The 23,916-nt window shown below is 75.2% G+C and carries 17 protein-coding genes; 5 read left to right on the plus strand and 12 right to left on the minus strand.

All coding sequences use genetic code 11. The features are described from left to right. Window positions 1–109: 109 nt before the first annotated feature. Both purH and purN read right to left on the minus strand, forming a co-directional pair. The gene (purH, locus tag ABTY15_RS00005; protein WP_350573889.1) at window positions 110–1,687 is read right to left on the minus strand and encodes a bifunctional phosphoribosylaminoimidazolecarboxamide formyltransferase/IMP cyclohydrolase; all 1,578 of its coding nucleotides are present in this window, start codon (window positions 1,685–1,687) and stop codon (window positions 110–112) included. Further along, window positions 1,684–2,343, minus strand: coding sequence for a phosphoribosylglycinamide formyltransferase (gene purN / locus ABTY15_RS00010; RefSeq protein WP_350573891.1), 660 nt, complete (start codon window positions 2,341–2,343; stop codon window positions 1,684–1,686). Before purN ends, purH begins: the two co-directional genes overlap by 4 nt. Window positions 2,344–2,735: 392 nt before the next feature. On the opposite strand from purN, the gene ABTY15_RS00015 reads away from it, so the two are divergent. Further along, the gene (locus ABTY15_RS00015) at window positions 2,736–3,425 is read left to right on the plus strand and encodes a hypothetical protein (protein WP_350573893.1); all 690 of its coding nucleotides are present in this window, start codon (window positions 2,736–2,738) and stop codon (window positions 3,423–3,425) included. Between the two features lie 14 nt (window positions 3,426–3,439). On the opposite strand, the gene ABTY15_RS00020 is transcribed toward ABTY15_RS00015, so the two are convergent. Next, window positions 3,440–4,849, minus strand: coding sequence for a cell division protein PerM (locus ABTY15_RS00020; protein ID WP_350573895.1), 1,410 nt, complete (start codon window positions 4,847–4,849; stop codon window positions 3,440–3,442). Window positions 4,850–4,981: 132 nt separating this feature from the next. Here ABTY15_RS00020 and ABTY15_RS00025 point away from each other — a divergent pair, with 132 nt between their 5' ends. Next, the gene (locus tag ABTY15_RS00025; RefSeq protein ID WP_350573896.1) at window positions 4,982–7,045 is read left to right on the plus strand and encodes a sigma factor-like helix-turn-helix DNA-binding protein; all 2,064 of its coding nucleotides are present in this window, start codon (window positions 4,982–4,984) and stop codon (window positions 7,043–7,045) included. A gap of 73 nt (window positions 7,046–7,118) precedes the next feature. Here ABTY15_RS00025 and sucD read toward each other — a convergent pair whose 3' ends face one another. The 5 genes from sucD to ABTY15_RS00050 form a co-directional block, all read right to left on the minus strand. Beyond that, entirely contained in the window at window positions 7,119–8,003 is an 885-nt protein-coding gene (gene sucD / locus ABTY15_RS00030) for a succinate--CoA ligase subunit alpha (RefSeq protein ID WP_350573897.1), read from the minus strand. Window positions 8,004–8,022: 19 nt separating this feature from the next. Further along, the gene (sucC, locus tag ABTY15_RS00035; protein ID WP_350573899.1) at window positions 8,023–9,195 is read right to left on the minus strand and encodes an ADP-forming succinate--CoA ligase subunit beta; all 1,173 of its coding nucleotides are present in this window, start codon (window positions 9,193–9,195) and stop codon (window positions 8,023–8,025) included. A gap of 303 nt (window positions 9,196–9,498) precedes the next feature. Beyond that, on the minus strand, window positions 9,499–10,668 hold the full coding sequence (locus ABTY15_RS00040; RefSeq protein WP_350573901.1) for a VWA domain-containing protein: 1,170 nt from the start codon (window positions 10,666–10,668) through the stop codon (window positions 9,499–9,501). Window positions 10,669–10,699: 31 nt separating this feature from the next. Then, on the minus strand, window positions 10,700–13,012 hold the full coding sequence (locus ABTY15_RS00045) for a DUF5682 family protein (protein ID WP_350573902.1): 2,313 nt from the start codon (window positions 13,010–13,012) through the stop codon (window positions 10,700–10,702). Beyond that, complete coding sequence (locus tag ABTY15_RS00050; RefSeq protein WP_350573904.1) at window positions 13,009–14,091, minus strand: ATP-binding protein; 1,083 nt, start codon at window positions 14,089–14,091, stop codon at window positions 13,009–13,011. The genes ABTY15_RS00045 and ABTY15_RS00050 overlap by 4 nt, the downstream gene beginning before the upstream one ends. A 178-nt stretch (window positions 14,092–14,269) precedes the next feature. Between ABTY15_RS00050 and ABTY15_RS00055 the strand changes: the two genes are divergently transcribed. Together ABTY15_RS00055 and ABTY15_RS00060 are read left to right on the plus strand one after the other, a co-directional pair. Beyond that, window positions 14,270–15,568 carry an SWIM zinc finger family protein gene (locus ABTY15_RS00055; RefSeq protein WP_350573905.1) on the plus strand — a complete coding sequence of 433 codons (1,299 nt, stop codon included), beginning with the start codon at window positions 14,270–14,272 and terminating at the stop codon, window positions 15,566–15,568. A 152-nt stretch (window positions 15,569–15,720) separates the two neighbouring features. Then, complete coding sequence (locus ABTY15_RS00060; protein ID WP_350573906.1) at window positions 15,721–17,322, plus strand: DUF5691 domain-containing protein; 1,602 nt, start codon at window positions 15,721–15,723, stop codon at window positions 17,320–17,322. A gap of 84 nt (window positions 17,323–17,406) precedes the next feature. Here ABTY15_RS00060 and icmB read toward each other — a convergent pair whose 3' ends face one another. Then, on the minus strand, window positions 17,407–17,814 hold the full coding sequence (gene icmB / locus ABTY15_RS00065; RefSeq protein ID WP_350503520.1) for a coenzyme B12-dependent isobutyryl CoA mutase small subunit: 408 nt from the start codon (window positions 17,812–17,814) through the stop codon (window positions 17,407–17,409). A 349-nt stretch (window positions 17,815–18,163) separates the two neighbouring features. Between icmB and ABTY15_RS00070 the strand changes: the two genes are divergently transcribed. Continuing rightward, complete coding sequence (locus tag ABTY15_RS00070) at window positions 18,164–18,949, plus strand: M23 family metallopeptidase (protein ID WP_350573908.1); 786 nt, start codon at window positions 18,164–18,166, stop codon at window positions 18,947–18,949. Here the strand turns inward: ABTY15_RS00070 and pcrA are convergent. The 3 genes from pcrA to ABTY15_RS00085 form a co-directional block, all read right to left on the minus strand. After that, window positions 18,946–21,561, minus strand: coding sequence for a DNA helicase PcrA (gene pcrA, locus ABTY15_RS00075; RefSeq protein ID WP_350573910.1), 2,616 nt, complete (start codon window positions 21,559–21,561; stop codon window positions 18,946–18,948). The two genes, ABTY15_RS00070 and pcrA, sit on opposite strands and share 4 nt — an antisense overlap. Window positions 21,562–21,657: 96 nt before the next feature. Next, entirely contained in the window at window positions 21,658–22,335 is a 678-nt protein-coding gene (locus ABTY15_RS00080; RefSeq protein WP_350573912.1) for a LuxR C-terminal-related transcriptional regulator, read from the minus strand. Next, entirely contained in the window at window positions 22,328–23,677 is a 1,350-nt protein-coding gene (locus tag ABTY15_RS00085; protein WP_502893398.1) for an ATP-binding protein, read from the minus strand. Before ABTY15_RS00085 ends, ABTY15_RS00080 begins: the two co-directional genes overlap by 8 nt. Window positions 23,678–23,916: the final 239 nt, after the last annotated feature.

Consider the following 23,916-nt stretch of genomic DNA (forward strand, 5'->3'; position numbering starts at 1 on the left):
TGCCCGGCCACGGCGGTGGTGATGCCGACGACCTCGCCGTTCGCGGTGGTGAGCGCGCCGCCGGAGTTGCCGGGGTTGAGGGCCGCGTCGGTCTGCATCACCGGTGGGATCAGTGGAAGAAGTGCCGCGCGCCGGTGAAGTACATCGTCACGCCGGCCTCGGCGGCCGCCGCGACGACCTCCTCGTCCCGGATCGAACCGCCCGGCTGGACGATCGCCTTGACGCCGGCCGCGATCAGGATCGCCGGGCCGTCCGCGAACGGGAAGAAGGCGTCCGAGGCCGCGTACGCGCCCTTGGCCCGCTCGCCGGCCCGCTCGACCGCCAGCTTGCAGGAGTCCACCCGGTTGACCTGGCCCATGCCGACGCCCACCGAGGCGCCGTCCTTGGCCAGCAGGATGGCGTTGGACTTGACGGCCCGGCAGGCCCGCCAGGCGAAGGCCAGCTCGGCCAGCTCCGCCTCGGTCAGCGCCTCACCGGTGGCCAGCGTCCAGTTCGCCGGGTCGTCGCCCTCGGCGTGCACCCGGTCGGTGTCCTGGAGCAGCACGCCGCCGGAGACCGGGCGCACCTCCTGGCGGTTGGCCGGGGCCTCGGGGGCCAGCAGCACCCGAAGGTTCTTCTTGCGGGCCAGCACCTCGACCGCGCCGTCCTCGTAACCCGGGGCCACCACGACCTCGGTGAAGATCGGGGCGATCTGCTCGGCCAGCTCGACGCTGACCGGGCGGTTGACCGCGATCACGCCGCCGTACGCGGAGACCGGGTCGCACTCGTGCGCCTTGCGGTGCGCCTCGGCGACGTCCGCGCCGGTCGCGATGCCGCACGGGTTGGCGTGCTTGATGATCGCGACGGCCGGCTCGGCGTGGTCGTACGCGGCGCGGCGGGCGGCGTCGGTGTCGACGTAGTTGTTGTACGACATCTCCTTGCCGTGCAGCTGCTGCGCGCCGGCCAGGCCGCCCGTGCCGTCGCTGTACAGCGCGGCGCCCTGGTGCGGGTTCTCGCCGTAGCGCAGCACGTTCTGGCGCTCCCAGGTGGCGCCCAGGAACTCGGGGAAGCGCTCGTCGCTCGGCGCGTAGCCGGCCTCGAACCAGGAGGCGACGGCCACGTCGTACGCGGCGGTGTGGGCGAACGCGGCACCGGCCAGGCGCTTGCGGGTGGCCAGGTCGAAGCCGCCCTCCCGGACGGCCGTCAGCACGTCGCCGTAGCGGGCCGGGTCGACCACGACGGCCACCGACGGGTGGTTCTTGGCGGCGGCGCGGACCATGCTCGGACCGCCGATGTCGATCTGCTCGACGCACTCGTCCGGGGTGGCGCCCGAGGCGACGGTCGCCTTGAACGGGTAGAGGTTCACCACGACCAGGTCGAAGGGCTCGACGCCCAGCTCGGCCAGCTGCTCACGGTGCGACTCCAGCCGCAGGTCGGCGAGCACGCCGGCGTGCACGCGGGGGTGCAGCGTCTTCACGCGCCCGTCCAGGCACTCCGGGAAGCCGGTCAGCTCGGAGACCTCCGTCACCGGGACGCCGGCGGCGGCGATCCGGCCGGCGGTGGAGCCGGTGGAGACGATGGCGACCCCGGCGGCGTGCAGGCCCTGGGCCAGCTCCTCCAGACCGGTCTTGTCGTACACGCTGATCAGCGCGCGACGGATCGGACGGATGTTCTCGGAGACAGGGGGGGTGGTGGAGCTGGCACTCATGCCGGGATCCATACCTTTCGGTCCTCGATGCGGTGACCTTCGCGGGCCAGCCGGCCCACGACGTCGACGAGCAGCTTGCGCTCGACAGTCTTGATGCGCTCGTGCAGCGCTTCGCCGCCATCGGCGTGATCGGCGTCGGCGACCTCGACGACGCCCTGCGCGATGATCGGCCCGGTGTCCACGCCGGCGTCGACCAGGTGGACGGTGCAGCCGGTGACCTTCACCCCGTACGCCAGCGCGTCGGTGACGCCGTGGGCGCCGGGGAAGGACGGCAGCAGTGCGGGATGGGTGTTGACGATCCGTCCCGCGAAGGCCGCGATGAACTCGGGGCCGAGGATCTTCATGAAACCGGCCGTGACCACCAGGTCCGGCTCGTACGCGGCGGTGGAGGCGGTCAGCGCGCGGTCCCAGTCCGCCCGGTCGGAGAAGTCCTTCACCCGGTGGACGAAGGTGGGCAGGCCGGCCTTCGCGGCGCGCTCCAGGCCGACGATCCCGTCCCGGTCCGCACCGACGGCGAGGATCTCGGCGCCGTAGGCCGGGTCGGCGACGGCGTCGATCAGCGCCTGCAGATTGGTGCCGGAGCCGGAGACCAGCACCACCAGGCGGGCCGGTCCGGGCGTACGGGGCGGGAAGAGCTGGGCGGGGGCGGCGGCCACTGCGCGATTCTCCGTAGGTCGGGCGCCGTCCGCTGGTACGTCCACCGGCGGTGGGGCCACTACGAACGGCAGGTCGAGCGAGGGGGAACACCAGGAAAACCCGCCGCGACGCGGGCCCCGGGAACCGATGTGAGCTGCTGACCGTCACCACGATAACGGCTGGTCGGACGGCCTCCGCACCCTCCCGGCGGCGCTACGCGCGTAGTTGAGACGGGGATCTCCCCGGCCACCGCACCCGCGCCGACCGGGCGGCCCGCCGCGCGGCCCGGGCCCCGGAGCGGCCGCGACCACGGGGCAGCCGCGGGGCAGGCCGCCGGTGGGCCGACGAACGACTGCGGGATCATAGGGGACGCGGGAGACCGCCCCTCCGACCGAGAAGGAATGGCCGAACCATGAGCAGCGGTGACGACACCGGCGAGCGCAACCCCTTCGCGCCGCCGCCGGCGGATGCCCCGGACCAGCCGTGGCAGCCACGCGGCCCCCGGCCCGGCGAAGGGGACGGCACCGGTGGGCCCGACGGCCAGGGCGACGGTCGGTACCCGCAGTTCCCGCCGCCGCACACCTGGGGCCCCGCCCACCCCGGCGACCAGCGCCAGCAGCGGCCGCCGGCCCCGCAGCCGCCCCGGCTCGACCCCACCGACCCGGCCCATCGCCGGGCCCGCAACGCCGCCATGTCCGGGCTGTTCTCGCTGGTCTCGCTGTTCGCCGGGTTCTACTGGGTCGCGTTGCTCGCCGGCGCGCTCGGCATCGTCCTCGGCATCGGCGCGATGCGCACCCGCAGGCCGGCCAAGGCCGCCGCGGTCGGCACCGGCTTCCCCGGCGTTCCCGGTGCCCACGGCTTCCCCGGTGCCCACGGCGTTCCCGGGCCCCCGGCGTCCAACCCGCTCACCCCGGCCGCGCTCGCCGGCATGCTCACCGGCGCGATGGCCGTCGTCGTCGCGACGTCCGTGATCGGGCTCGGGCTGTACTACCACGACTACGTCACCTGCGTCCGGGACTCCCTGACCACCGTCGGTGCCGACAACTGCGACCGGCTGGCGCCCAAGTGGTACGTCGACCTCACCGGGAACGGCCCCGAGTAAGGCCCGAGCAGGCCCTAGTCGTCCTCGGCCGGGCCCGCGTCCCCGCGCCCGCTCAGGCGCAGGACGGCGGCGTACGCGCGGGCGCGCAGCAGCAGCGTGCTCCGGCGGGCCTGGGCCGCGAGCCGGGCGCGAGCGGCGGGTCCGCGCCGGTCCGCGGTCGGCACGGCGGCCCGGCGGGCGGGGCTGAGCGCCCGGTACCGCACCAGCAGCGCGCCCGGCAGCGCCACCGCCGCGAACCAGCCCGCCGCCGCCAGGCCCGTCCAACCCGGCACCGGCCCCAGCCGGGCCATCCGGCCCGGCCCCAGCGCACCGCCGGACAACCAGCCCGACACCGCCGCACCGGCCCCGGTCAGCAGCGCCGCCGCCAGCACCGCCAGCACCGTCGCCGCCACCGGCCACGGCCCGTCCCCCGCCGGGCGCCGCCCCGCCGCCGCCCGCCCCAGCACCACCGCCGGCACCACCCCCGCCAGCACCGGCAGCAGCAGGGCCGCCAGCCGCCAGCCCCCCGGACCGGCCTCCGGCACCAGCGCGAACAGCGGAAACTCCGGCACCGGGCCCAGCACCGTGCCACCCGGCGCCACCGCCGTCCCGGAGCCCACCCCGAACCCCGGGCCCAGCGCGTACGCCGCACCCCACAGCACCGCGTTCGGCAGCAGCACCACCGCCAGCAGCGACAGCCCGACCACCGCCGCCGGCCCCCGCCCGAGCACCGCCATCCCGCGCCCGCCGCCGACCACCGCGTCCAGCACCGCCGCCACCGCCACCAGCAGCCCGCCCGCCGCCACCAGGCCCGACCCCGCCGCCAGCGCCGCGCCCCGTACCGCGGGCGCGCAGCCGTACGGACGGAACCCGGGCGGCAGGCGGTCCAGCAGCGGCCACCCGGGGCGGGCCGGTGCGGTCGGCCCGGTGGCGCGAGCCGACCGGACCCCGGCGGCCGTCGCCACCGCGGCCAGCAGTCCCACCGCCAGGACGTCCGGGAACACCCTCGCCCGGAACAGCCCGGCACCCGCGCAGTGCAGCACCACCGCGACCCCCACCGCGCAGTAGCCCGCCCACACCGCCACCGGCCCGCCCCACCACGACCGCAGCCCGCGCCGCGCCGCCACCCCGGCTCCCGCCCGGAACAGCTGAACCACCGCCAACACGCCGATCAGCAGCGGGGTGACGGTCAGCGGGGCGCCGGCGTCCCCGCGCAGCACCGGCGCGCCGTGCCCGAGCAGCCAGAACGCCCCCGCCAACCGGGTGGCCCCGGCCGCGCCGTCGTCCGCGTACGGCGTCGCCACCCACAGCCCCAGCACCGGCACTCCGACCACCGCCAGGCCGACCAGCGCCGTCCGCACCCCCGTCAGCAGGTCAGCCAGCACGGGGCGCCCGCCCAGCGCGCCCGGCACTTCCAGCATCGGACGGCCCATCAGCTGCGTCATGCGCCTCATGGTGCCAAGGCGACTCGCCATGCTCCGTGAACCGGCAAACCGCCGCCGTGTCCCAGATTATTGGCTTATGCGCATTTTCAGACCCTGCCCCCAAGCCGCCGGCGCCCCGGCCCGGAGCGTCTGATGACCACGCCCCCCACCGCCCACACGCCCACGCCGAACCGCCGCACCCGCAAGGACACGGCCCGCCTGCTGGCGAAGCTGACCCCCCGTGAGGCCCAGGCCCTCGCCCACCTCGCCGCCGGCCACGACCTCCCGCAGACCGCCGCCGCCCTCGGCATCACCCCCGCCACCGCCCGCGGCCACGTCCAACGGGCCATGCGCAAACTCGGCGTCACCACCGCGGCGGAAGCCATCGCCCTCACCTCCTCGCCCCCGGCCACCGCGGGCCCCGGCGGCGAGCGGAAACGGAAGGCCGGCAGCCCGGCGGACCCCGGCCGCAGCAGAGCCCCGGGCGGCGACACCCGGCAGCCACCGGCGAATCCCCGGCGCAACCCCGGCCCGGCCGCGCCGGCCGACCACGAACCGGCACACCCCCGCAGCGGAGCCGCACGCACGGGAGGCCACCACCCGGCAGCCGACCCCGCGGGCCACGATCCGGTGAACGGACGCAGCCGCCGGGCACCAGGCGACGGCCGGCAGACCGGACCGACAACGACCCCCACGACCAGCGCGCCCGCAGGCGCTCGCCACGCCGCCGACTCCACCGACTCCACCGACTCCGCAGACGACGAACGGGACACGCCCGCAGGCCACCGGCCGACAGACCCCCGCAGCAGCACCGGCCCGGCCGCGCCTGCGGATCAACCGCCGGCACACCTGCGCGGCAGCGGCGCGAGTCCCGGCGACGACCGGCAGGATGCGGCTGCGGGGCACCCGGCGCTGGGCCCCCACAGCGCGCAGGAGCAGCGTCCGGCAGGCGCACACGGCAACGCCGACCCCGCTGACGGCACGCGGGACGCGGCCGCCGGTCGCCGGCCGACAGGCCCCCGCAGAGCGGAGGACCAGCGCTCGGCACACGGCAGCCCGGCTCCCGGCGGCGGCAGCCAGCAGTTGGCTCCGGGCCGCCGGCCCGCGGGCCCGCGCAGGTCGCAGGAGCAGCACGAGGGCCCCCGCGCGGCACCGGCGGCGGCCGGGGCCGGGGCCGGTGGGCAGGGGTTCGAGGGGGTGTACGAGGGGGCGTACGTGCGGTTGGTGCAGCAGGCGTTCCTGCTGACGGCCTGTCGGCACCGGGCGGTGCACTGTGTGGCCCGGGCGTTCGGGGAGGCGGCGCGGGACTGGGAGGAGGTGGCCGGGGCGGGGGATCCGGAGGGGTGGGTGCGGGTGCGGGCGTTCGAGCTGGCGTTGTCGCCGTGGCACCGGGGCGGGCCCCGACGGGCGCACGCGTGGCGGTTGCCGCACCGGCGGATCAGGGTGCGTCCGGCCGACGAGTCGCAGGCGGTGCTGCCGGATCACGACCGGCTGACGGACCGGGACCGGGCGCTGCTGAAGGCGTTGAAGCGGCTGTCCCGGCCGCAGCGACGGGCGCTGGTGCTGCACGACGGGCTGGGGCTGCCGGCGGCGGCGGTCGCGGTGGAGGTGGAGTCGACCCTGGCGGCCGCCGAGGGGCGGGTGTGGACGGCGCGGGCGGCGCTGGCGCAGTGGGTGCCGGACCTGGTCGGGGCGGATCCGGCGGCGCCGGGCTTCGCGGACCGGTTGAGCGGTCTGCTGCACCGGGCGGCCGTGCGGGGCTGCCCGGAGCCGCACCGGCCGGCGGTGCCGGTGCTGCGGGCGCGGCACGGGCTGGTGCGGGCGGGCCGGACGGGGGCGGCGGCACTGCTCACGGTGGCGGTGGGCGGGGCGGCGCTGGCGACGTTGGCGGGGGTGCGGCCGGCGGTGTGGTTCCGGCCGCCGGAGCCGCCGGCCCCGTCGTTGTGCGTCCCGGTCACGGCGGCGGACGAACCGGGGGTGCCGGTGGCGCCGGACGGGCCGCCGGTCGGGATCAGCAGTCTGTGGTGCAGCCGCACCCCGGGCGTCGAGCCGGTGGTGCTGGAGCCGCAGCAGCGGGCGGTGGCGCTGTGGGAGCTGCCGCAGACCGCCCCCCGGGGCGGGGCCGACGCGCCGCCGCCGCGGGGTCCGGCGGCCGGTCCGCCGGTGTGTTCGCCCTGGTCGCCGCTGCCCTGCACGACCGGACCGACCCGGCCCTGAGGACGGCGAGCGAGGAAACGGCGAGCGCCCCCGCCCGGTTCGGGCGGGGGCGCTCGACGGCGATCGGACGGCGTCAGCCGGCGATGATCTCGCGCGCCAGGCGGGCGGTCTCGGACGGCGTCTTGCCGACCTTGACACCGGCGGCCTCGAGGGCCTCCTTCTTGGCCTGGGCGGTGCCCGAGGAGCCGGAGACGATGGCGCCGGCGTGGCCCATGGTCTTGCCCTCGGGGGCGGTGAAGCCCGCGACGTAGCCGACGACCGGCTTGGTGACGTGCTCGGCGATGTAGGCCGCGGCACGCTCCTCGGCGTCGCCACCGATCTCACCGATCATGACGATGAGCTCGGTCTCCGGGTCCTCCTGGAACGCCTTGAGGGCGTCGATGTGGGTGGTGCCGATGACCGGGTCACCGCCGATGCCCACGGCCGAGGAGAAGCCGATGTCGCGCAGCTCGTACATGAGCTGGTAGGTCAGGGTGCCGGACTTCGAGACCAGACCGATCTTGCCGGACGTGGTGATGTCGGCCGGGATGATGCCGGCGTTCGACTGTCCGGGGCTGATCAGGCCGGGGCAGTTCGGGCCGATGATCCGGGTCTTGTTGCCCTTGGAACCGGCGTAGGCCCAGAAGGCGGCGGTGTCGTGCACCGGGACGCCCTCGGTGATGACGACGGCGAGGCCGATCTCGGCGTCGATGGCCTCGATCACGGCGGCCTTGGTGAACGCCGGCGGGACGAAGAGGACGGAGACGTCGGCCCCGGTCTTCTCCATCGCCTCGGCGACGGAGCCGAAGACCGGGATCTCGGTGCCGTCGACGTCGACCGTGGTGCCGGCCTTGCGCGGGTTCACGCCGCCGACGATCTGGGTGCCGGAGGCGAGCATGCGGCGGGTGTGCTTCATGCCCTCGGCGCCGGTCATGCCCTGGACGATGACCTTGCTGTCCTTGGTAAGGAAGATAGCCATGGTGTGAAAGTCCCCTTCCTTACTTGTTGGCCAGCTCGGCGGCGCGGTCAGCGGCGCCGTCCATGGTGTCCACGCGCTGGACCAGCGGGTGGTTGGCGTCGTCGAGGATCTTGCGACCCAGCTCGGCGTTGTTGCCGTCGAGGCGGACGACCAGCGGCTTGTTGACGTCCTCGCCCTTGCTCGCGAGGAGCTCCAGGGCCTGCACGATGCCGTTGGCGACCGCGTCGCACGCGGTGATGCCGCCGAAGACGTTGACGAAGACCGACTTGACGTCGGGGTCGCCCAGGATGATCTCCAGGCCGTTCGCCATGACCTCGGCGGAGGCGCCGCCACCGATGTCGAGGAAGTTGGCGGGCTTGACGCCGCCGTGGTTCTCACCGGCGTAGGCGACCACGTCGAGGGTGCTCATGACGAGGCCCGCGCCGTTGCCGATGATGCCGACCTGGCCGTCGAGCTTGACGTAGTTCAGGCCCTTGGCCTTGGCGGCGGCCTCGAGCGGGTTGGCCGCGGCCTTGTCCTCCAGCGCCTCGTGCTCCGGCTGACGGAACTCGGCGTTCTCGTCCAGGGAGACCTTGCCGTCGAGCGCGATGATCTTGCCGTCACCGGACTTGATCAGCGGGTTGACCTCGACGAGGAGGGCGTCCTCCTTGATGAAGACGGTCCACAGCTTCTGCAGGACCTCGGCGACCTGGTCGGCGACCTCGGCCGGGAACTTCGCCGCGGCGACGATCTCGGCGGCCTTCTCCGGGGTGCAGCCCTCGTTGGCGTCGACCGGGATCTTGGCGAGCGCGTCCGGGTTCTGCTCGGCCACGACCTCGATCTCCACGCCGCCCTCGACGCTGGCCATGGCCAGGAAGGTGCGGTTGGTGCGGTCCAGCAGGAACGAGACGTAGTACTCGTCCTTGATGTCCGCGGTCTGGGCAAGCATCACCTTGTGAACGGTGTGGCCCTTGATGTCCATGCCGAGGATCGCCTCGGCCTTGGCGACGGCGTCCGCCGGGTCGGCGGCGAGCTTCACGCCACCGGCCTTGCCTCGGCCACCCACCTTCACCTGAGCCTTGACGACGGCGCGGCCGCCGAAGCGCTCCGCGATGGCGGCAGCGTCTGCGGCGGTCTCGATGACATCACCGTCAAGCACGGGCACACCGTGCTTGGCGAAGAGGTCCCTCGCCTGGTACTCGAACAGGTCCACGTGTTTGTCCTTGTTCGTGGTCGCGGATTGTGTCTCTACGAGCGTGCCACGGCAGGATCTTCGCTGCGGGTCGTCGGGGCGGTGCGGGTACGCAGAGGTACGGCCTTGCGGCCCACACAGCCACGGGCGCACACGTCAATCAACACGCGCGTCACGTCCGTCTGGCAGGTTATCCCCGCAGGACGGGCGTGTTCCGCCCGGGGCCTGCCCGTCTTGGGTGAGAACCGTCACAGACAGCCTACGGCGGGCCGCCGTGCGCCCCGGTCCACCGGTCGGCGGGTTTCGCACGTCCGGGTGAATCCGTCACACCCCCTGGTCGGGCACCGGGATCGGGCGCTTCTCGATCGCCGCGGCCATGATCTCCGGGAAGGCGTCCGGGGTGCAGGCGAAGGCCGGCGCGCCGAGGGCGGCCAGGGCGGCGGCGTGGGCGTGGTCGTACGCGGGCGCACCTTCGTCGGAGAGCGCGAGCAGGGCGATGAACTGGACGCCGGCGGCCTTCATGGCGGCGACCCGGCGGAGCATGCCGTCCCGGATGCCGCCCTCGTAGAGGTCGCTGATCAGCACCACGACGGTCTCGGACGGCCGGGTGATCTTCGACTGGCAGTAGGCAAGCGCGCGGTTGATGTCGGTGCCGCCGCCGAGCTGGGTGGCGAACAGGACGTCGACCGGGTCGGTGAGCTGCTCGGTGAGGTCGACCACCGAGGTGTCGAACACCACCAGGCGGGTGTCCAGGGTCCGCATCGAGGCGAGCACCGCGCCGAACACCGCCGAGTGCACCACCGAGGGCGCCATCGAGCCGGACTGGTCGATGCAGAGGATGACGTCCTTCTTCACCGCGCGCTGGGCGCGGGCGTAGCCGACCAGCCGCTCGGGGACGACGGTGCCGTGCTCGGGCAGGTAGTTCTTCAGGTTGGCCCGGATGGTGCGGTCCCAGTCGATGTCCCGGTGGCGCGGCCGGTTCACCTTGGCGCTGCGGTCGAGGGCGCCGCCCAGGGTGGCCCTGGTCCGGTCGGCGAGGCGGCGCTCCAGGTCGGCGACCACCTTGCCGACCACGGCGCGGGCGGTCTCCCGGGTGGTCTCGGGCAGCGCGTGCTTGAGCGAGAGCAGGGTGCCCACCAGGTGCACGTCCGGTTCGACGGCCTCCAGCATCTCCGGCTCCAGCAGCAGGCGGTCCAGGCCGAGCCGGGTGATCGCGTCCTGCTGCATCAGCTGGACGACGGTGGACGGGAAGTACTCGCGGATGTCGCCCAGCCAGCGGGCCACCTGCGGGGCCGAGCCGCCCAGCCCGGCGCTGCGGCGGGCGCCGCGCGCCGCCCGGGTGCCCTCCTCGGGCGCGCCCCGGTAGAGCGCGGCGAGGGCGCCGTCCATCGCGGCGTCCCGGCCGCTCAGGGTGCAGCCGGTGCCGTCGGCCTCGCCGCCGAGCACCAGGCGCCACCGGCGGAGCCGTTCGTCGGCGCTGGTCGTCGCGGTCATCTCGTCCTCCTTGAGGTCCTTGCGGTGGGGTTCAGGTGTTGCGGTCGGCGGCCTGCCGGGGGATCCGCGGCCGGACGCCGAGCAGCAGGGCGACCACCGGCACCGCCGCGTCGGCCCGGGCCCGGTCGAGCTCGTCGCCGGCGGCCCGCGCCGCCGGGGCCTCGCCGAGCGACCCGGCCGCGACCCGGCCGCCGATGGTGTTGCGCACGCCCGCCTCCAGGCCGGCGAAGGTGCGGCGCAGCAGCGGCAGGACGTCGGTGAAGACCTCGGCGGACACGCCGGTCAGCCATTCGTCGAGCAGGGCGAGCAGCCGGGGGTCGTGCAGCAGCAGGGCGCCGCCGCCGGTGAGGAAGCCCTCCACCCAGCCGGCCGCGTCCGCCGGGGCGCTGGCGACGGACAGGACGAGCCGCAGCCGCCGGCCGGCCTCCTCGGAGTCGAGCCGGCCGTCGTCCAGCAGGAGCCGGACGGCCCGACCGCGCAGCAGGCCGGGGGCGCCGGTGGCCGGTCCGCCGCCCGGTTCGCGGCGGGCCAGCGAGCGCAGGGCGCCGGCCCAGCGGTCGGCCAGGCCGTCCGACGGGTCCGCGTCGCCCGGGCCGTCCGGCCGCCCGCCGCCGGAGCCGGAGCCGGAGAGCAGGCCGATCGCGCCGTGCACCTCGTCCAGCCGGCCGCGCATCGCCGCCGCGCCCTCGGCGTCCAGGCCGACGCAGGCGGGCGGCAGGGCGACGCGGATCCGGTCGGCCAGGCCGGTGGCGACCTCGCCGAGCGCGCCGTGGTCGGTGCCGCGGACGTCGCCGTAGCGCAGCGCGCGGACCAGCGCGGGCAGCGCGCCGGCCAGGTGCGCGACATCGGTGTCCAGCGCCGCGCAGTCGGCGAGCACCCGCATCACGGCGGGCAGCGCGCCGGACAGGCCGGCCAGCAGGCAGGTCTCCACCAGGCCGGTCAGCTCGGCGAGTTCGACCGCCGCCCGGGCGGTGCCGACGGCCTTGCCGGTGGCCGCCTCCTCGACCGTGGTGCCCCACTGGGCGGCCTCGGCGATCCGGACCGCGAACTCGGGCTGCCAGCACAGCCGCCAGCTCTCCCGGAACGTCCCGGTCGAGTTCACCGCGGACCGCGCCGGCACGCCCCAGTCGATGCCGAGCAGCCGCAACCGGTGCAGCAGCCGGGACTTGGCGGCGTCGTTCTCCTTGCGCAGGTCGAGGTCGACGTCCTTCGGCGCGGCCTCCGGCTTCAGCCGCAGCGAGCGCTGCAGCCGGACGAGGTCCCGCTGGAGCGGCACCGTCGGTGCGGCGTCCGGGACTTCGCCGAGCGCGTCGCCGATCACCAGGCGGTCCCGGACCAGCTCCAGGGCGACGTCCGAGCCCTCGCACATCACGGCGCGGACGGCGTCCAGGGTCTCGGTCAGCCCGGCCAGCGGGCGGCCGCGCAGCACCGCCAGGGTGGTGGCGAGGCGGACCGCCTCGATCACGTGGGCGGAGGAGACCGGGTGGTCCTCGGCGCGCAGCAGCCCGGCGGCCCGGGCCATCCAGTGCGGCACCGGGTCGCCGTCGACGGTGAACAGGTGGTGGTACCAGCCGGGGGACTCCACGCCCGCGCCGTACCCGGCGGCCTGGGAGAGCCGGCGGTGCGTCCACGGCACCCAGGTGATGTCCGTCCGCACCTTCTTCGGCAGCCCGGCGAGCAGCGCCTTGTCGTGGGCGACGGTCGGCATGGCCGCCAGCGCCGGCACGTGGAAGGCCCCGCAGACCACGGCGATCCGCCGGTGCCCGGCCCGGCGGGCGGCGCGGATCTGCTGGCGCATGTACGCCTCGCGCAGTTCGTCCCGCCGGGACTCCCCCAGGCCCTCCGTGCGCAGCGCCGCCATCGCCTCCCCGACGGCGGCGAACGGCGCGAGCGCGTCCGCCCCGGGGGCCCGGTGCTCGATCACGTCCTCCCACCAGCGCTCCGGGTCGTCGTGCCCGGCGGCCCCGGCCAGCAGCGCGATCGGGTCGGCGGTCGGCCCGGGGGGCTCCTCCTCCTCGGCGCCGAGGCCGTACCCGGCGGGCAGGTCGATGAACCGGACCGGCAGCTCCCGTTCGACGCCGTACCGGATCGCCACCCACTCCGGGGAGAACTCGGCGTACGGCCAGAACGCGGCCTTCGCCGGCTCGTCCACCGCGTGGGCGAGCAGGGCGACCGGGGGCACCAGGTCCTTCTCGGCGGCCAGCGCGACGATCCCGTCGGCCTCCGGCGGGCCCTCGATCAGCACCGCGTCCGGCTGCCACTGCGCGAGCGCGGCGGCCACCGCCCGGGCCGAGCCCGGGCCGTGGTGCCGGATGCCGAGCAGTGCGACCTCGGCCGAGCTCATCGGACCTCCTCGCGGGCGGCCCGGTAGAAGTCCTTCCAGCCGTCGCGCTCGCGCACCACCCCTTCGACGTACTCGCGCCACACCGCCTGGTCCGCCACCGGGTCGCGGACGACGGCGCCGAGGATGCCGGCCGTGACGTCGCCGGCCCGCAGCACGCCGTCGCCGAAGTGGGCGGCCAGGGCGAGGCCGTTGGTCACCACCGAGATCGCCTCGGCGGTGGAGAGGGTGCCGCTCGGGGTCTTGACCTTCGTCCGGCCGTCCACCGTGAGCCCGGCCCGCAGCTCGCGGAAGACGGTGACCACCCGCCTGATCTCCTCGGCGCCGCCCGGCAGTTCGGGCAGCTCCAGGGAACGGCCGAGCTGGTTGACCCGGCGGGTGACGATGTCGACCTCCTCCTCCAGCGAGGCCGGCAGCGGCAGCACCACCGTGTTGAACCGGCGGCGCAGCGCGCTGGACAGCTCGTTGACGCCGCGGTCGCGGTCGTTGGCGGTGGCGATCACGTTGAACCCGCGCACCGCCTGCGTCTCGCTGCCCAACTCCGGCACCGGCAGGGTCTTCTCCGACAGGATGGTGATCAGACTGTCCTGCACGTCCGCCGGGATGCGGGTCAGCTCCTCGATCCGGGCGAGCTTGCCGTCCGCCATCGCCCGCATCAGCGGGGACGGCACCAGGGCGTCCCGGCTCGGGCCGTGGGTGAGCAGCTGGGCGTAGTTCCAGCCGTACCGGACGGCCTCCTCGGGGGTGCCGGCGGTGCCCTGCACCAGCAGCGTCGAGTCACCACTGATCGCGGCGGCCAGGTGCTCGGACACCCAGGTCTTCGCGGTGCCGGGCACGCCGAGCAGCAGCAGGGCGCGGTCCGTCGCCAGGGTCGTGACGGCGACCTCCACCACCCGGCGCGGGCCGATGTACTTGGGGGTGATGCTGGTGCCGTCGGCCAGCTCGCCGCCGAGCAGGTACGTCGCCACGGCCCACGGCGAGAGCTTCCAGCGTTCGGGGCGCGGACGGTCGTCCTGTGCGGCCAGCGCGGCCAGTTCGGCCGCGAAGGCGTCCTCGGCGTGCTGCCGCAGAACGTCGGTCATGGGGGCTCCTTCGGGTCGGCCGCCGGGCGCACGGGTGGCCGGACGGCAGGGTGATCGGGGGGAGCCAGGTCGGCGTCCCGGCCTGTGGGACCAACCCTGCACCGGGGCACTGACAGTCCGCCGGACGCTCCGGACGGACGGTCAGCCACTGTCAGTGCCCCCGCCTACCGTCGGTGGCATGGAGGAACGCTGGAGCACCGAACACGTCCTGTCCCTGGCACCTGACGCCGCGTCGCAGAAGGCGGCGGGCAAGCTCTCCTCGCCCGCGCCCTGGTCGGGCACGGGCACCGACGGCACCGCGGTCTGGGGCGAGTGCCGGGGCAGCGGCAGCACGCCGTACCGCACCGTGGTCGAACTCGCCACGCCCGCCTACCAGTGCAGCTGCCCGAGCCGGAAGTTCCCGTGCAAGCACGCGCTCGGGCTCCTCCTGCTGTGGAGCGGCGCCCCGGAGGCCGTCCCGGCCGCCGAACCAGCCGAGTGGGCGGCCGACTGGCTCCGGGCCCGCCAGGAGCGCGGCGAGAAGCGGGCCGCCGCCCCGGCCGACCCGGCGGCCGCCCGCCGCCGGGCCGAGAAGCGCGGCGCCCGGGTGGCCGCCGGCGCGGTCGAGCTGCGGCTGCGCCTGGCCGACCGGATCCGGCACGGCCTGGCCGACCAGTCCACCGCCGGACCCTGGGAGGAGGTCGCCGCCCGGATGGTCGACGCCCAGGCGCCCGGCCTGGCCACCCGGATCCGCGAACTCGACACCGTCCCGGCGGACCGGCTGCTGGAGGAGTACGCGATGCTCCACCTGCTCGCCACCGCCGCCACCCGGGTCGACGAACTGCCGGCCGAGCTGGCCGCCACCGTCCGCACCCGGGTCGGCATCACCACCGACACCGCCGAGGTGCTGGCCGGCCCGACCGTCCGGGACCGCTGGCTGGTCCTCGGCAGCCGGGACACCACGGACGACCGGCTCACCACCCGCCGGGTCTGGCTGCGCGGCGCCAAGACCGGCCGCCCGGCCCTGCTGCTCGCCTTCGGCCGCCCCGGCCAGGCCCCCGACCTCGCCCTGCCCACCGGCCACCTGCTGGAGGCCGAGCTCGCCTTCCACCCGGGTGCCCGCCCGCTGCGCGCCGCGCTCGGCACCCGGTACGGCGCGCCCGAGGCCGGCCCGGCCGCCCCGCCCGCCGGCCTCACCGTCGCCGAGGCGGTGGCCGGCTACGGCACCGCCGTCGCGGACGACCCGTGGCTGGACAGCTGGCCGACCGTCCTCACCGAGGTCGTGCCGGTCCGCACCCCGGACGGCTGGCACCTGACGGACGGCCACCACACCGTGCCGGTCCGCGCCTCGGCGGTGCCGGAGGCGGCGCTGTGGCGGCTGCTCGCGGTCTCCACCGGCCGCCCGCTGACGGTCTTCGGCGAGTACGGCCACCAGGGCTTCGCCCCGGTCACGGCCTGGGCCGGCGACCACCGCCCGACCGGCCTCACCACCGCCTGACCGGCCGGCCCGCCTCAGCACCGCCACCACCGCCCGACCGGCCGGCCCGCCTCAGCACCGCCACCACCGCCCGACCGGCCGGCCGAAGACCGTCGGACCGGCCCGGTCGCCGTCGCGCCCGCGCCGCTCAACCCACCTCAGGAGCCCCGAGAATGACCATCACCCAGGACCCGTGGGAGACCCTGCACACCACCGCCCTGCTCGGCACCGACCGCCGCCCGCTCCCGGCCACCGCCCTGCCCCTCGCCGAGTCCGTGGACCAGGCCGACCCGGCCACCGCCCTGCTGGAGCTGGCCGCCCTGGCCACCGTCCGCCGCCGGGCCGGCGCCCTGCCCGTCCTCGCCGCCGAACCGCCCGGCCCGCCCGCGCCCGCGGACCCCCGCCCCGAGCTGCCCGCGCCCGCCGCCCGCCGGCTCGCCGTGCTGCTCACCGGTCGGCCCGCCGGCGGCACCGGCGCCACCTTGGCCAACCTCGCCGAGCTGCTGCCCCAGTGGCTCGCCACCGCCCGCGCCCGGGGCCTGCGCCCGCCCGCCGCGCTGATACCCGGCCTGCTCGACGCGGCCCGGGCCCGCAGCGAACTGCGCTCCGACGCCGTCGCGTTGGCCGGTCCGCCGGGCCGCTGGCTGGCCCGGCAGAACCCGGACTGGCGGTTCGTGCTGCGCACCACCACCCCCGAGGCGGCCGAGCGGCCCGGGCCGGGCGAGGACCACCAGCTGTGGCACGAGGGCCTGTTCGCGGAGCGGGTCACCCACCTCACCCTGCTGCGCCGCCGTGACCCGGCCGCCGGGCTGGAGCTGCTGCGCAGCACCTGGTCCACCGAGCGCGCCGAGGACCGTCTGCTCTTCCTGGACGCCCTCCAGGACGGCCTCTCCCCCGCCGACGAGCCGTTCCTGGAGGCCGCCCTCGGCGACCGCAGCAAGAACGTCCGCGCCACCGCCGCCGAACTGCTGTCCACCCTGCCCGGCTCGGCCCTCGCCGCGCGGATGGCCGAGCGCGCCCGGGCCGCCGTCCGCCTCGCCGAGGCCGGCACCCACCTGCTGGTCACCCCGCCCGCCGAGTGCGACGCGGCCATGCAGCGCGACGGCATCGCGCCCAAGTCCCCCACCGGGCGCGGCGAACGGGCCTGGTGGTTCGGCGAGGTGGTCGCCGCCGCCCCGCTGGCGGTGTGGCCGCGCAGCACCGGCCTGACCCCGGAGCAGTTGCTCGCCCTCCGGGTCGGCGACAGCATCGACGAGACCAGCAGCAGCTGGGCCGACGACCTGCGGGAGGCCTGGGCGCGCGCCGCCGTCCGCCAGCACGACGCCGACTGGGCCCGCGCGCTGCTCGGCCCGGCCCCCACCCCGCCCACCCGGGGCGCCGGCCGCGCCCGGGCACCGCGCGCCACCGGTGCCCCCGCCAAGCTGCTGGCCGTCCTGCCGCCCGAGGAACGGGCCGCCTGGACGGCCGCGTTCATCGAGGTGCACGGCCTGGGCGAGGCGTTCCAACTGCTCGGCGCCTGCGGCACGCCGTGGACGCCGCCGCTGTCCACCGCCGTGGTCGCCGCACTGGCCCGGGCCGCCGCCTCCGGCGCGTACCCGTGGAGCCACAGCGGGGTGCTCGGGATGACGGAACGCGCGCTCGCCCCGGAGACGGCGGCCGCCGTCGAGGAGCTGGCCGCCGGGGCCACCCCGGACTCCGCCTGGTCCGAGACCTTCGCGCGGCTGGCCGGCACGCTGCGCTTCCGCGAGGCGATGCTCGCCGAACTCGACGGCTAGCCGGTCACCGGAACCGGAGAACGACGACGGCGGGCCGGTCCCGGGACACACCCCGAGGAACCGGCCCGCCGCGTAGGTCGAACTTCAGCCCGCCGCCCGCAGGTTGGCCTCCACCCAGGCGACCACGTCGCGGGTGGGCGTGCCCGGGGTGAAGATGTCCGCGACGCCCATCGCCTTGAGCTCGGCGATGTCCTCGTCCGGGATGATCCCGCCGCAGAAGACCTTGATGTCCTCCGCGTCGCGCTCCTTCAGCAGCTCCAGCACCCGGGCGCAGAGCGTCATGTGGGCGCCGGAGAGGATCGACAGCCCGATGCCGTCCGCGTCCTCCTGGATCGCGGTGTCGACGACCTGCTCGGGCGTCTGGTGCAGGCCGGTGTAGATGACCTCCATACCGGCGTCCCGCAGGGCGCGCGCAATGACCTTGGCACCACGGTCGTGACCGTCGAGCCCCGGCTTGGCGACCACCACACGGATCGGCCCCGACACACTCATCACTGCCTCCTGGACCTCGTCGTCCACACATCCGACCGGACCTTGTGGGCCACGGGCGCGGTTAACGGTCGATAACCAACCTGAGGGGAGGTTAGCGCCACCCGGCCCGGTTGGCCTTGCCGCCTCCCAAGAGGAGGGCAAAGTCACAGCCCCGAGCCTTGCTACCAGTGGGTATACCCCTCCGCACGTCCTCCGCAGACCCCGCACGGGGATTCCGCAGGGACCCCCGGCCGTCCTCTTGACAACCGGAAGGTTTTCCGGGGGGTCGGCCTTGCGGCTACAGTCTCGGCTGTTTTCCCCCGCCCCAGCCCGACGACGTGCCCGAGGCCCACCGAGGAGGCAGCCCCCGATGGCTCCCGACGCAGCCGCCCGCCCGACCCGTGCGGAGCTGCGCCTCGCCGCCCGCGAGCAGTCCCGCGCCCAGCGCCGCGGCGCCGCCAAGGCGGCCACCCGGACGGCACTGCTGCGGGTCGCCCTCCCGTCGGTGGCCGCGCTCGGGGTCGCCGCCGCCGCGGCCGTCACCGTGCAGGGGGAGGCCGACCAGCGCACCCAGGCGGCCGGCCGGGTGCCCGCGCAGGCCACCGCCGCCGACGCCCCGGACAACACGGCCCCCGACGCCGCCCACGCGGCCGCCCAGCAGGCGGTCGCGGCCGGCGACCCGGCGGCGGCCTCGCGCGGCGACGCCCGCCAGCCGCTGGCCGGCGCCCAGCCCGACGCACCGGCCGCCCAGCCCGCGGCCCCGAAGGTCGTCATGCCGGTCGCCCAACACGGCCTCGGCGAACTGTTCGGCGCGGCCGGCACCCACTGGATGAACCGCCACACCGGCATCGACTTCCCGGTGGACGGCGGCACCGAGGTCATGGCCGTCACCGACGGCGTGCTCCGGACGCAGTGGAACCCGTTCTACGGCTACATGGCGATACTCAAGATGCCCGACGGCACCGAGGCCTGGTACTGCCACCTGCGCGCGTACAAGGTCCGCAAGGGGCCGGTGAAGCAGGGCGACGTCATCGCCTTCGTCGGCAGCAGCGGCAACTCCACCGGGCCGCACCTGCACTTCGAGATCCGCCCGGCCGGCAGCGGGCCGGTCGACCCGCTGCCGTGGTTCCTCTCCAACGGGCTGGACCCGCGCTAGAGCTTCTCCACCGGCGCGTAGCGCAGCAGCAGCTGCTTGCGCCCCTCGGAGCCGAAGTCCACCGTGGCCTGCGCCCGGTCGCCGACGCCGGTGACGCCGACCACCGTGCCCAGCCCGAAGGTGTCGTGGGTGACCCGGTCCCCCACGGCGAGCGAGACGGCCTCGCGCTCCACCACCTTGCCGCCGCGCCGCGCCGACTGCCCCCAGCCCGCCTTGGGCGAGGCCGAAGTGGCCGACGACCCGCGCGAACTCCCGCCGCCCGACGGGGACTTGCCCCAGGACGAGCCCGAGGAGTAGCCGCGCTGAGCCGGCGCCTGCGCCGCCCCCGTGCGCTTCCACTCCACCAGGTTGTCCGGGATCTCCTCCAGGAACCGCGAGGCCGGGTTGTACGCCGGCTGCCCCCACGCGCTGCGCAGCACCGAGCGGGTCAGGTACAGCCGCTGGCGCGCCCGGGTCAGCCCGACGTAGGCGAGCCGCCGTTCCTCCTCCAGCTCCTTGACCTGGTTGAGCGCCCGCATGTGCGGGAAGATCCCGTCCTCCATGCCGGTCAGGAAGACCACCGGGAACTCCAGGCCCTTGGCGGTGTGCAGGGTCATCATGGTGATGACGCCCTGGCCCTCCGCGTCCTCGTCCGGGATCTGGTCCGAGTCGGCGACCAGCGCGACCCGCTCCAGGAAGTCGGCCAGCGAGCCGACCGGCGGTGTGCCCTCCTCGCCCGCGTCCGGGCGCTCGCCCGGGTCCTGCTCGTACTCCAGCGCCACCGAGGCGAGCTCCTGGAGGTTCTCCACCCGGGTCTCGTCCTGCGGGTCCGTCGACGACTGCAGCTCGGCCAGGTACCCGGTCTCCTCCAGGACGGCCTCCAGCACCGCCGCCGGGCCCGCGCCGGACTCGACGACCTGCCGCAGCCCGGCCATCAGCACGTTGAACTTCTTGACGGCGTTGGCCGAGCGCGCGGCCATCCCGTACGCCTCGTCGACCCGCAGCAGCGCCTGGGCGAAGGAGATCCGCTCCCGCGCGGCCAGCGCGTCGATCATCGCCTCGGCCCGCTCGCCGATGCCGCGCTTGGGCACGTTGAGGATCCGGCGCAGCGGCACGGTGTCCTCCGGGTTGGAGAGCACCCGCAGGTACGCCAGGACGTCCCGGACCTCCTTGCGCTCGTAGAAGCGCACCCCGCCGACCACCTTGTACGGCAGGCCGACCCGGATGAACACCTCCTCGAACACCCGGGACTGGGCGTTGGTGCGGTAGAAGATCGCGACGTCGCCGGGCTTGGCCTCGCCCTTGTCGGTGAGCCGGTCGATCTCGTCGGCGATGAACTGGGCCTCGCCGTGCTCGTCGTCCGCGACGTAGCCGACCACCTTCTCGCCGTGCTCGCCGGCCGTCCAGAGCTTCTTCTCGCGCCGGTTGGCGTTGCGCTCGATGACGGCGTTGGCGGCGCTCAGGATGGTCTGCGTGGAGCGGTAGTTCTGCTCCAGCAGGATCGTGGTCGCGTTCGGGTAGTCCTCCTCGAACTGGAGGATGTTGCGGATCGTCGCGCCGCGGAAGGCGTAGATCGACTGGTCCGCGTCACCGACCACGCACAGCTCGGCCGGCGGCACCTCGGCGAGGTGCGCGGCGGCCGGGTTCACGAACTCCCCGTCCACCGTGCGCTTCGGCGCGGCCCCGACGGATCCCCCGCTCAGCTCCCGGACGAGCATGTACTGGGCGTGGTTGGTGTCCTGGTACTCGTCGACCAGGATGTGCCGGAACCGCCGCCGGTAGTGCTCCGCGACGTCGGGGAAGGCCTGGAGCAGGTTCACCGTCGTCATGATGATGTCGTCGAAGTCCAGCGCGTTGGCCTCGCGCAGCCGCCGCTGGTACAGCGCGTACGCCTCGGCGAGCTTCTTCTCCATCGGGTTGGCGGCCTGGTCGGCGAAGGTCTCCTCGTCGATCAGCTCGTTCTTCAGGTTGCTGATCTTCGCCATGAAGGACTTCGGCGGGAACTGCTTCGGGTCCAGGTCGAGATCGCGGCAGACCAGCGCCATCAGCCGCTGCGAGTCGGCCGAGTCGTAGATCGAGAAGCTGGAGGTGAAGCCCAGCACCTTGGACTCGCGGCGCAGGATCCGCACGCAGGCGCTGTGGAAGGTGGAGACCCACATCGCCCGGGCCCGCGGCCCGACCAGTGCCTCCACCCGCTCGCGCATCTCGCCCGCGGCCTTGTTGGTGAAGGTGATCGCCAGGATCTCGCCCGGCTGCACCCCGCGCGCGCCCAGCAGGTGGGCGATCCGGTGCGTCAGCACCCGGGTCTTGCCGGAGCCCGCGCCCGCCACGATCAGCAGCGGCGAACCGGCGTGCAGCACCGCCTCCCGCTGCGGGTCGTTCATCCCCTCCAGCAGCTGCGCCGGGTCCACCACCGGCCGGGCGGCTCCGTTGCGGTACCAGGCGTCCCGCGCGGCCTCGGCGGCGTGGTCGGTCTGGAACAGCCCCTCCGGGATCGCCTCCTCGTACGCGTCGTACGGCAGGTCGTCCTCGTACGGCGGGGGCTCCTCGTCGAGGGGCGCGGCGGGCTGCTTCGACCCGGCGGCGGGGGCCTCGAAACCGGGGAGCGGAAGGTCGTCAAAGAGGCTACTCATGGCACATCGAGTCTATGGCCCCCCACCGACAACCCGGCCCGGCCCGGGAAATCCCCGGGCCGGGCCGGCTCGACGGACAATTCAGACCAGGCCGGCTCAGACCAGGCGGCGGGCGGTGGCCCAGCGGGTCAGCTCGTGCCGGTTGCTCAGCTGGAGCTTGCGCAGGACGGCGGAGACGTGGCTCTCCACCGTCTTCACCGAGATGAACAGCTGCTTGGCGATCTCCTTGTAGGCGTAGCCACGGGCGATCAGGCGCAGCACCTCGCGCTCGCGCTGGGTGAGGCGGTCCAGGTCCTCGTCGACCGGCGGGGTGTCGGTGGCGGCGAAGGCGTCCAGGACGAAGCCGGCCAGCCGGGGCGAGAACACCGCGTCGCCGTCGGCGATCCGGAAGATCGCGTTGACCAGGTCGGTCCCGGTGATCGTCTTGGTGACGTAGCCGCGCGCGCCGCCGCGGATGACGCCGATGACGTCCTCGGCGGCGTCCGACACGGACAGCGCCAGGAACTTCACTCCCCCCTGCTCCCCCATCACGCCGGCCGAGCGGCGCAGCACCTCGACGCCACCGCCGCCCGGCAGGTGGACGTCGAGCAGCACCACGTCCGGCCGGGTCTCGGCGACGACCCGGACCGCCGACTCCACGTCGTCGGCCTCGCCGACCACGTCGATGCCGGTCACCTCGGTGCGGCCGATCTCGGCCCGGACCCCCGTCCGGAACATCCGGTGGTCGTCCACCAGGACGACCCTCGCCATTCGCTCCGGAGCTGCCTCAGTCATGCGTTCTCTCCATCTCCAGCTCGACCTCGGTCCCGCCGTCCGGCGCGGGCCGCACCCGTGCGGTGCCGCCGTTGCGCTTCATCCGGCCGAGGATCGACTCCCGTACGCCCATCCGGTCCTCGGGCACCGTGTCGGGATCGAAGCCGGGGCCGTGGTCGCGGACGAACACCATCACCGTCCTCCCCTCCACCTCGGCGTAGACCTGGACCGGTCCCCCGCCACCGTACTTGGCCGCGTTGACGGTCGCCTCCCTCGCGGCCTGCATCTGTGCCGCGATCCGCTCGTCCATCGGGCAGTCGCCGACGATCACCAGCTCGACCGGGACGCCGTGCCGGTCCTCGACCTCGGCGACGACGGCACGCAGGCTCTCCGCCATGGTGTCCGGCGCGGCCTCGGCGGCGGCCTCCGGGCGGTACAGCCAGAGCCGCAGCTCGCGCTCCTGGGCCCGGGCCAGCCGCAGCACCTCCTTGGGGTCCTCGGCCCGACGCTGGATCAGGGTGAGCGTGTGCAGCACCGAGTCGTGGACGTGCGCGGCGATCTCGGCCCGCTCCTGGGCCCGGATGCGGGCGGTGCGCTCGGCGCCGAGGTCCTGCCAGAGCCGCAGGCCGTACGGGCCGACCAGCACCAGCACCCCGGCGAGCACGGCGAGCGAGGCCTCGACCACCGAGCCGAGCGTCGAGCCGCTGCCCTGCATGGCGAGGAAGGCGATGGTGCCGGCCACCACGAGCAGCACGCCGGCCCCGACCCGGGTGTAGGCGCCGCGCCGCCGCTCGCCCTCCTCCAGGCCGAACCAGCGCTGCCAGCGCGAGTCGTCGGCCTGCCGCCAGACCAGCGCGACGCCGACGCCGATCGCCAGCAGCGGCCAGGTGTACGGCTTGGCGGTCTGCCAGCCGAGCACGTTGAGCAACGCGATCATGCCGATCACGGTCATCACCAGGGCGGCGAGCTGGCCGAGGCCGCCCTGCGAGGACTTGGCCGGCACGGGCGCGGCGCCGTCCTCCGCGACGGCCGCCGGCGCCGCCGGGGCCGCGACCGGTTCGCCCTGGAGCGCGTGCTGGAGCAGTTCGCGCAGCCGGCCGACCCAGCCGCCGCGCCCCTTGACCAGCTGGGCGCCCGGCTGCTGCCCCGGCCCGGCCGGGACGAACGCGCCGTTGACGTACACCCAGTGCGCGCCGCCGCGCTGCGCGGGCTCGCCGATGCCGATCGGCACCGCGAACCAGAACGCCGCGTACAGCAGCGCCCCGATGCCCTGCGCGAAGAACAGCAGCACGAACGCCAGCCGGACCCACCGGACCGGCAGCCCGAGGTGCACCGCGAGGCCGTGCGCGACGCCGCCGAGCATCCGCCCCTGCGGGCTGCGGTAGAGCCGGCGGTAGGGCGGCCGCCCGCCGTCGGGCACGGTCGGGTCGGCGCCGCCGGCCGACGGCGGGGCGTCGGGGACGAGGGGTCGGGGATCGGTACCGGGTGCTGCCACGGCACCGATGGTTCCACGCGCGTACCCGCCGGCGCATCAGGGTGCCTCCCTAGCTTGTATCAGGGACAAGTCAGGGTCCGGACAGGGCTCGCACCGGTTGGGCCGGG

It is taken from the genome of Kitasatospora sp. NPDC097643 (assembly GCF_040302625.1).
GTDB lineage: Bacteria > Actinomycetota > Actinomycetes > Streptomycetales > Streptomycetaceae > Kitasatospora.

Excerpts from the sequence above, each read along its gene's own strand:
- purH (WP_350573889.1), bottom strand. The coding sequence starts at position 1,687 with ATGAGTGCCAGCTCCACCACCCCCCCTGTCTCCGAGAACATCCGTCCG.
- ABTY15_RS00020 (WP_350573895.1), bottom strand. The coding sequence starts at position 4,849 with ATGACGCAGCTGATGGGCCGTCCGATGCTGGAAGTGCCGGGCGCGCTG.
- ABTY15_RS00085 (WP_502893398.1), bottom strand. The coding sequence starts at position 23,677 with ATGCTCGGCGGCGTCGCGCACGGCCTCGCGGTGCACCTCGGGCTGCCG.
- ABTY15_RS00060 (WP_350573906.1), top strand. The coding sequence starts at position 15,721 with ATGACCATCACCCAGGACCCGTGGGAGACCCTGCACACCACCGCCCTG.
- ABTY15_RS00040 (WP_350573901.1), bottom strand. The coding sequence starts at position 10,668 with ATGACCGCGACGACCAGCGCCGACGAACGGCTCCGCCGGTGGCGCCTG.
- ABTY15_RS00070 (WP_350573908.1), top strand. The coding sequence starts at position 18,164 with ATGGCTCCCGACGCAGCCGCCCGCCCGACCCGTGCGGAGCTGCGCCTC.
- sucD (WP_350573897.1), bottom strand. The coding sequence starts at position 8,003 with ATGGCTATCTTCCTTACCAAGGACAGCAAGGTCATCGTCCAGGGCATG.
- pcrA (WP_350573910.1), bottom strand. The coding sequence starts at position 21,561 with ATGAGTAGCCTCTTTGACGACCTTCCGCTCCCCGGTTTCGAGGCCCCC.
- ABTY15_RS00015 (WP_350573893.1), top strand. The coding sequence starts at position 2,736 with ATGAGCAGCGGTGACGACACCGGCGAGCGCAACCCCTTCGCGCCGCCG.
- ABTY15_RS00025 (WP_350573896.1), top strand. The coding sequence starts at position 4,982 with ATGACCACGCCCCCCACCGCCCACACGCCCACGCCGAACCGCCGCACC.
- ABTY15_RS00055 (WP_350573905.1), top strand. The coding sequence starts at position 14,270 with ATGGAGGAACGCTGGAGCACCGAACACGTCCTGTCCCTGGCACCTGAC.
- ABTY15_RS00045 (WP_350573902.1), bottom strand. The coding sequence starts at position 13,012 with ATGAGCTCGGCCGAGGTCGCACTGCTCGGCATCCGGCACCACGGCCCG.
- ABTY15_RS00050 (WP_350573904.1), bottom strand. The coding sequence starts at position 14,091 with ATGACCGACGTTCTGCGGCAGCACGCCGAGGACGCCTTCGCGGCCGAA.
- icmB (WP_350503520.1), bottom strand. The coding sequence starts at position 17,814 with ATGAGTGTGTCGGGGCCGATCCGTGTGGTGGTCGCCAAGCCGGGGCTC.
- ABTY15_RS00080 (WP_350573912.1), bottom strand. The coding sequence starts at position 22,335 with ATGACTGAGGCAGCTCCGGAGCGAATGGCGAGGGTCGTCCTGGTGGAC.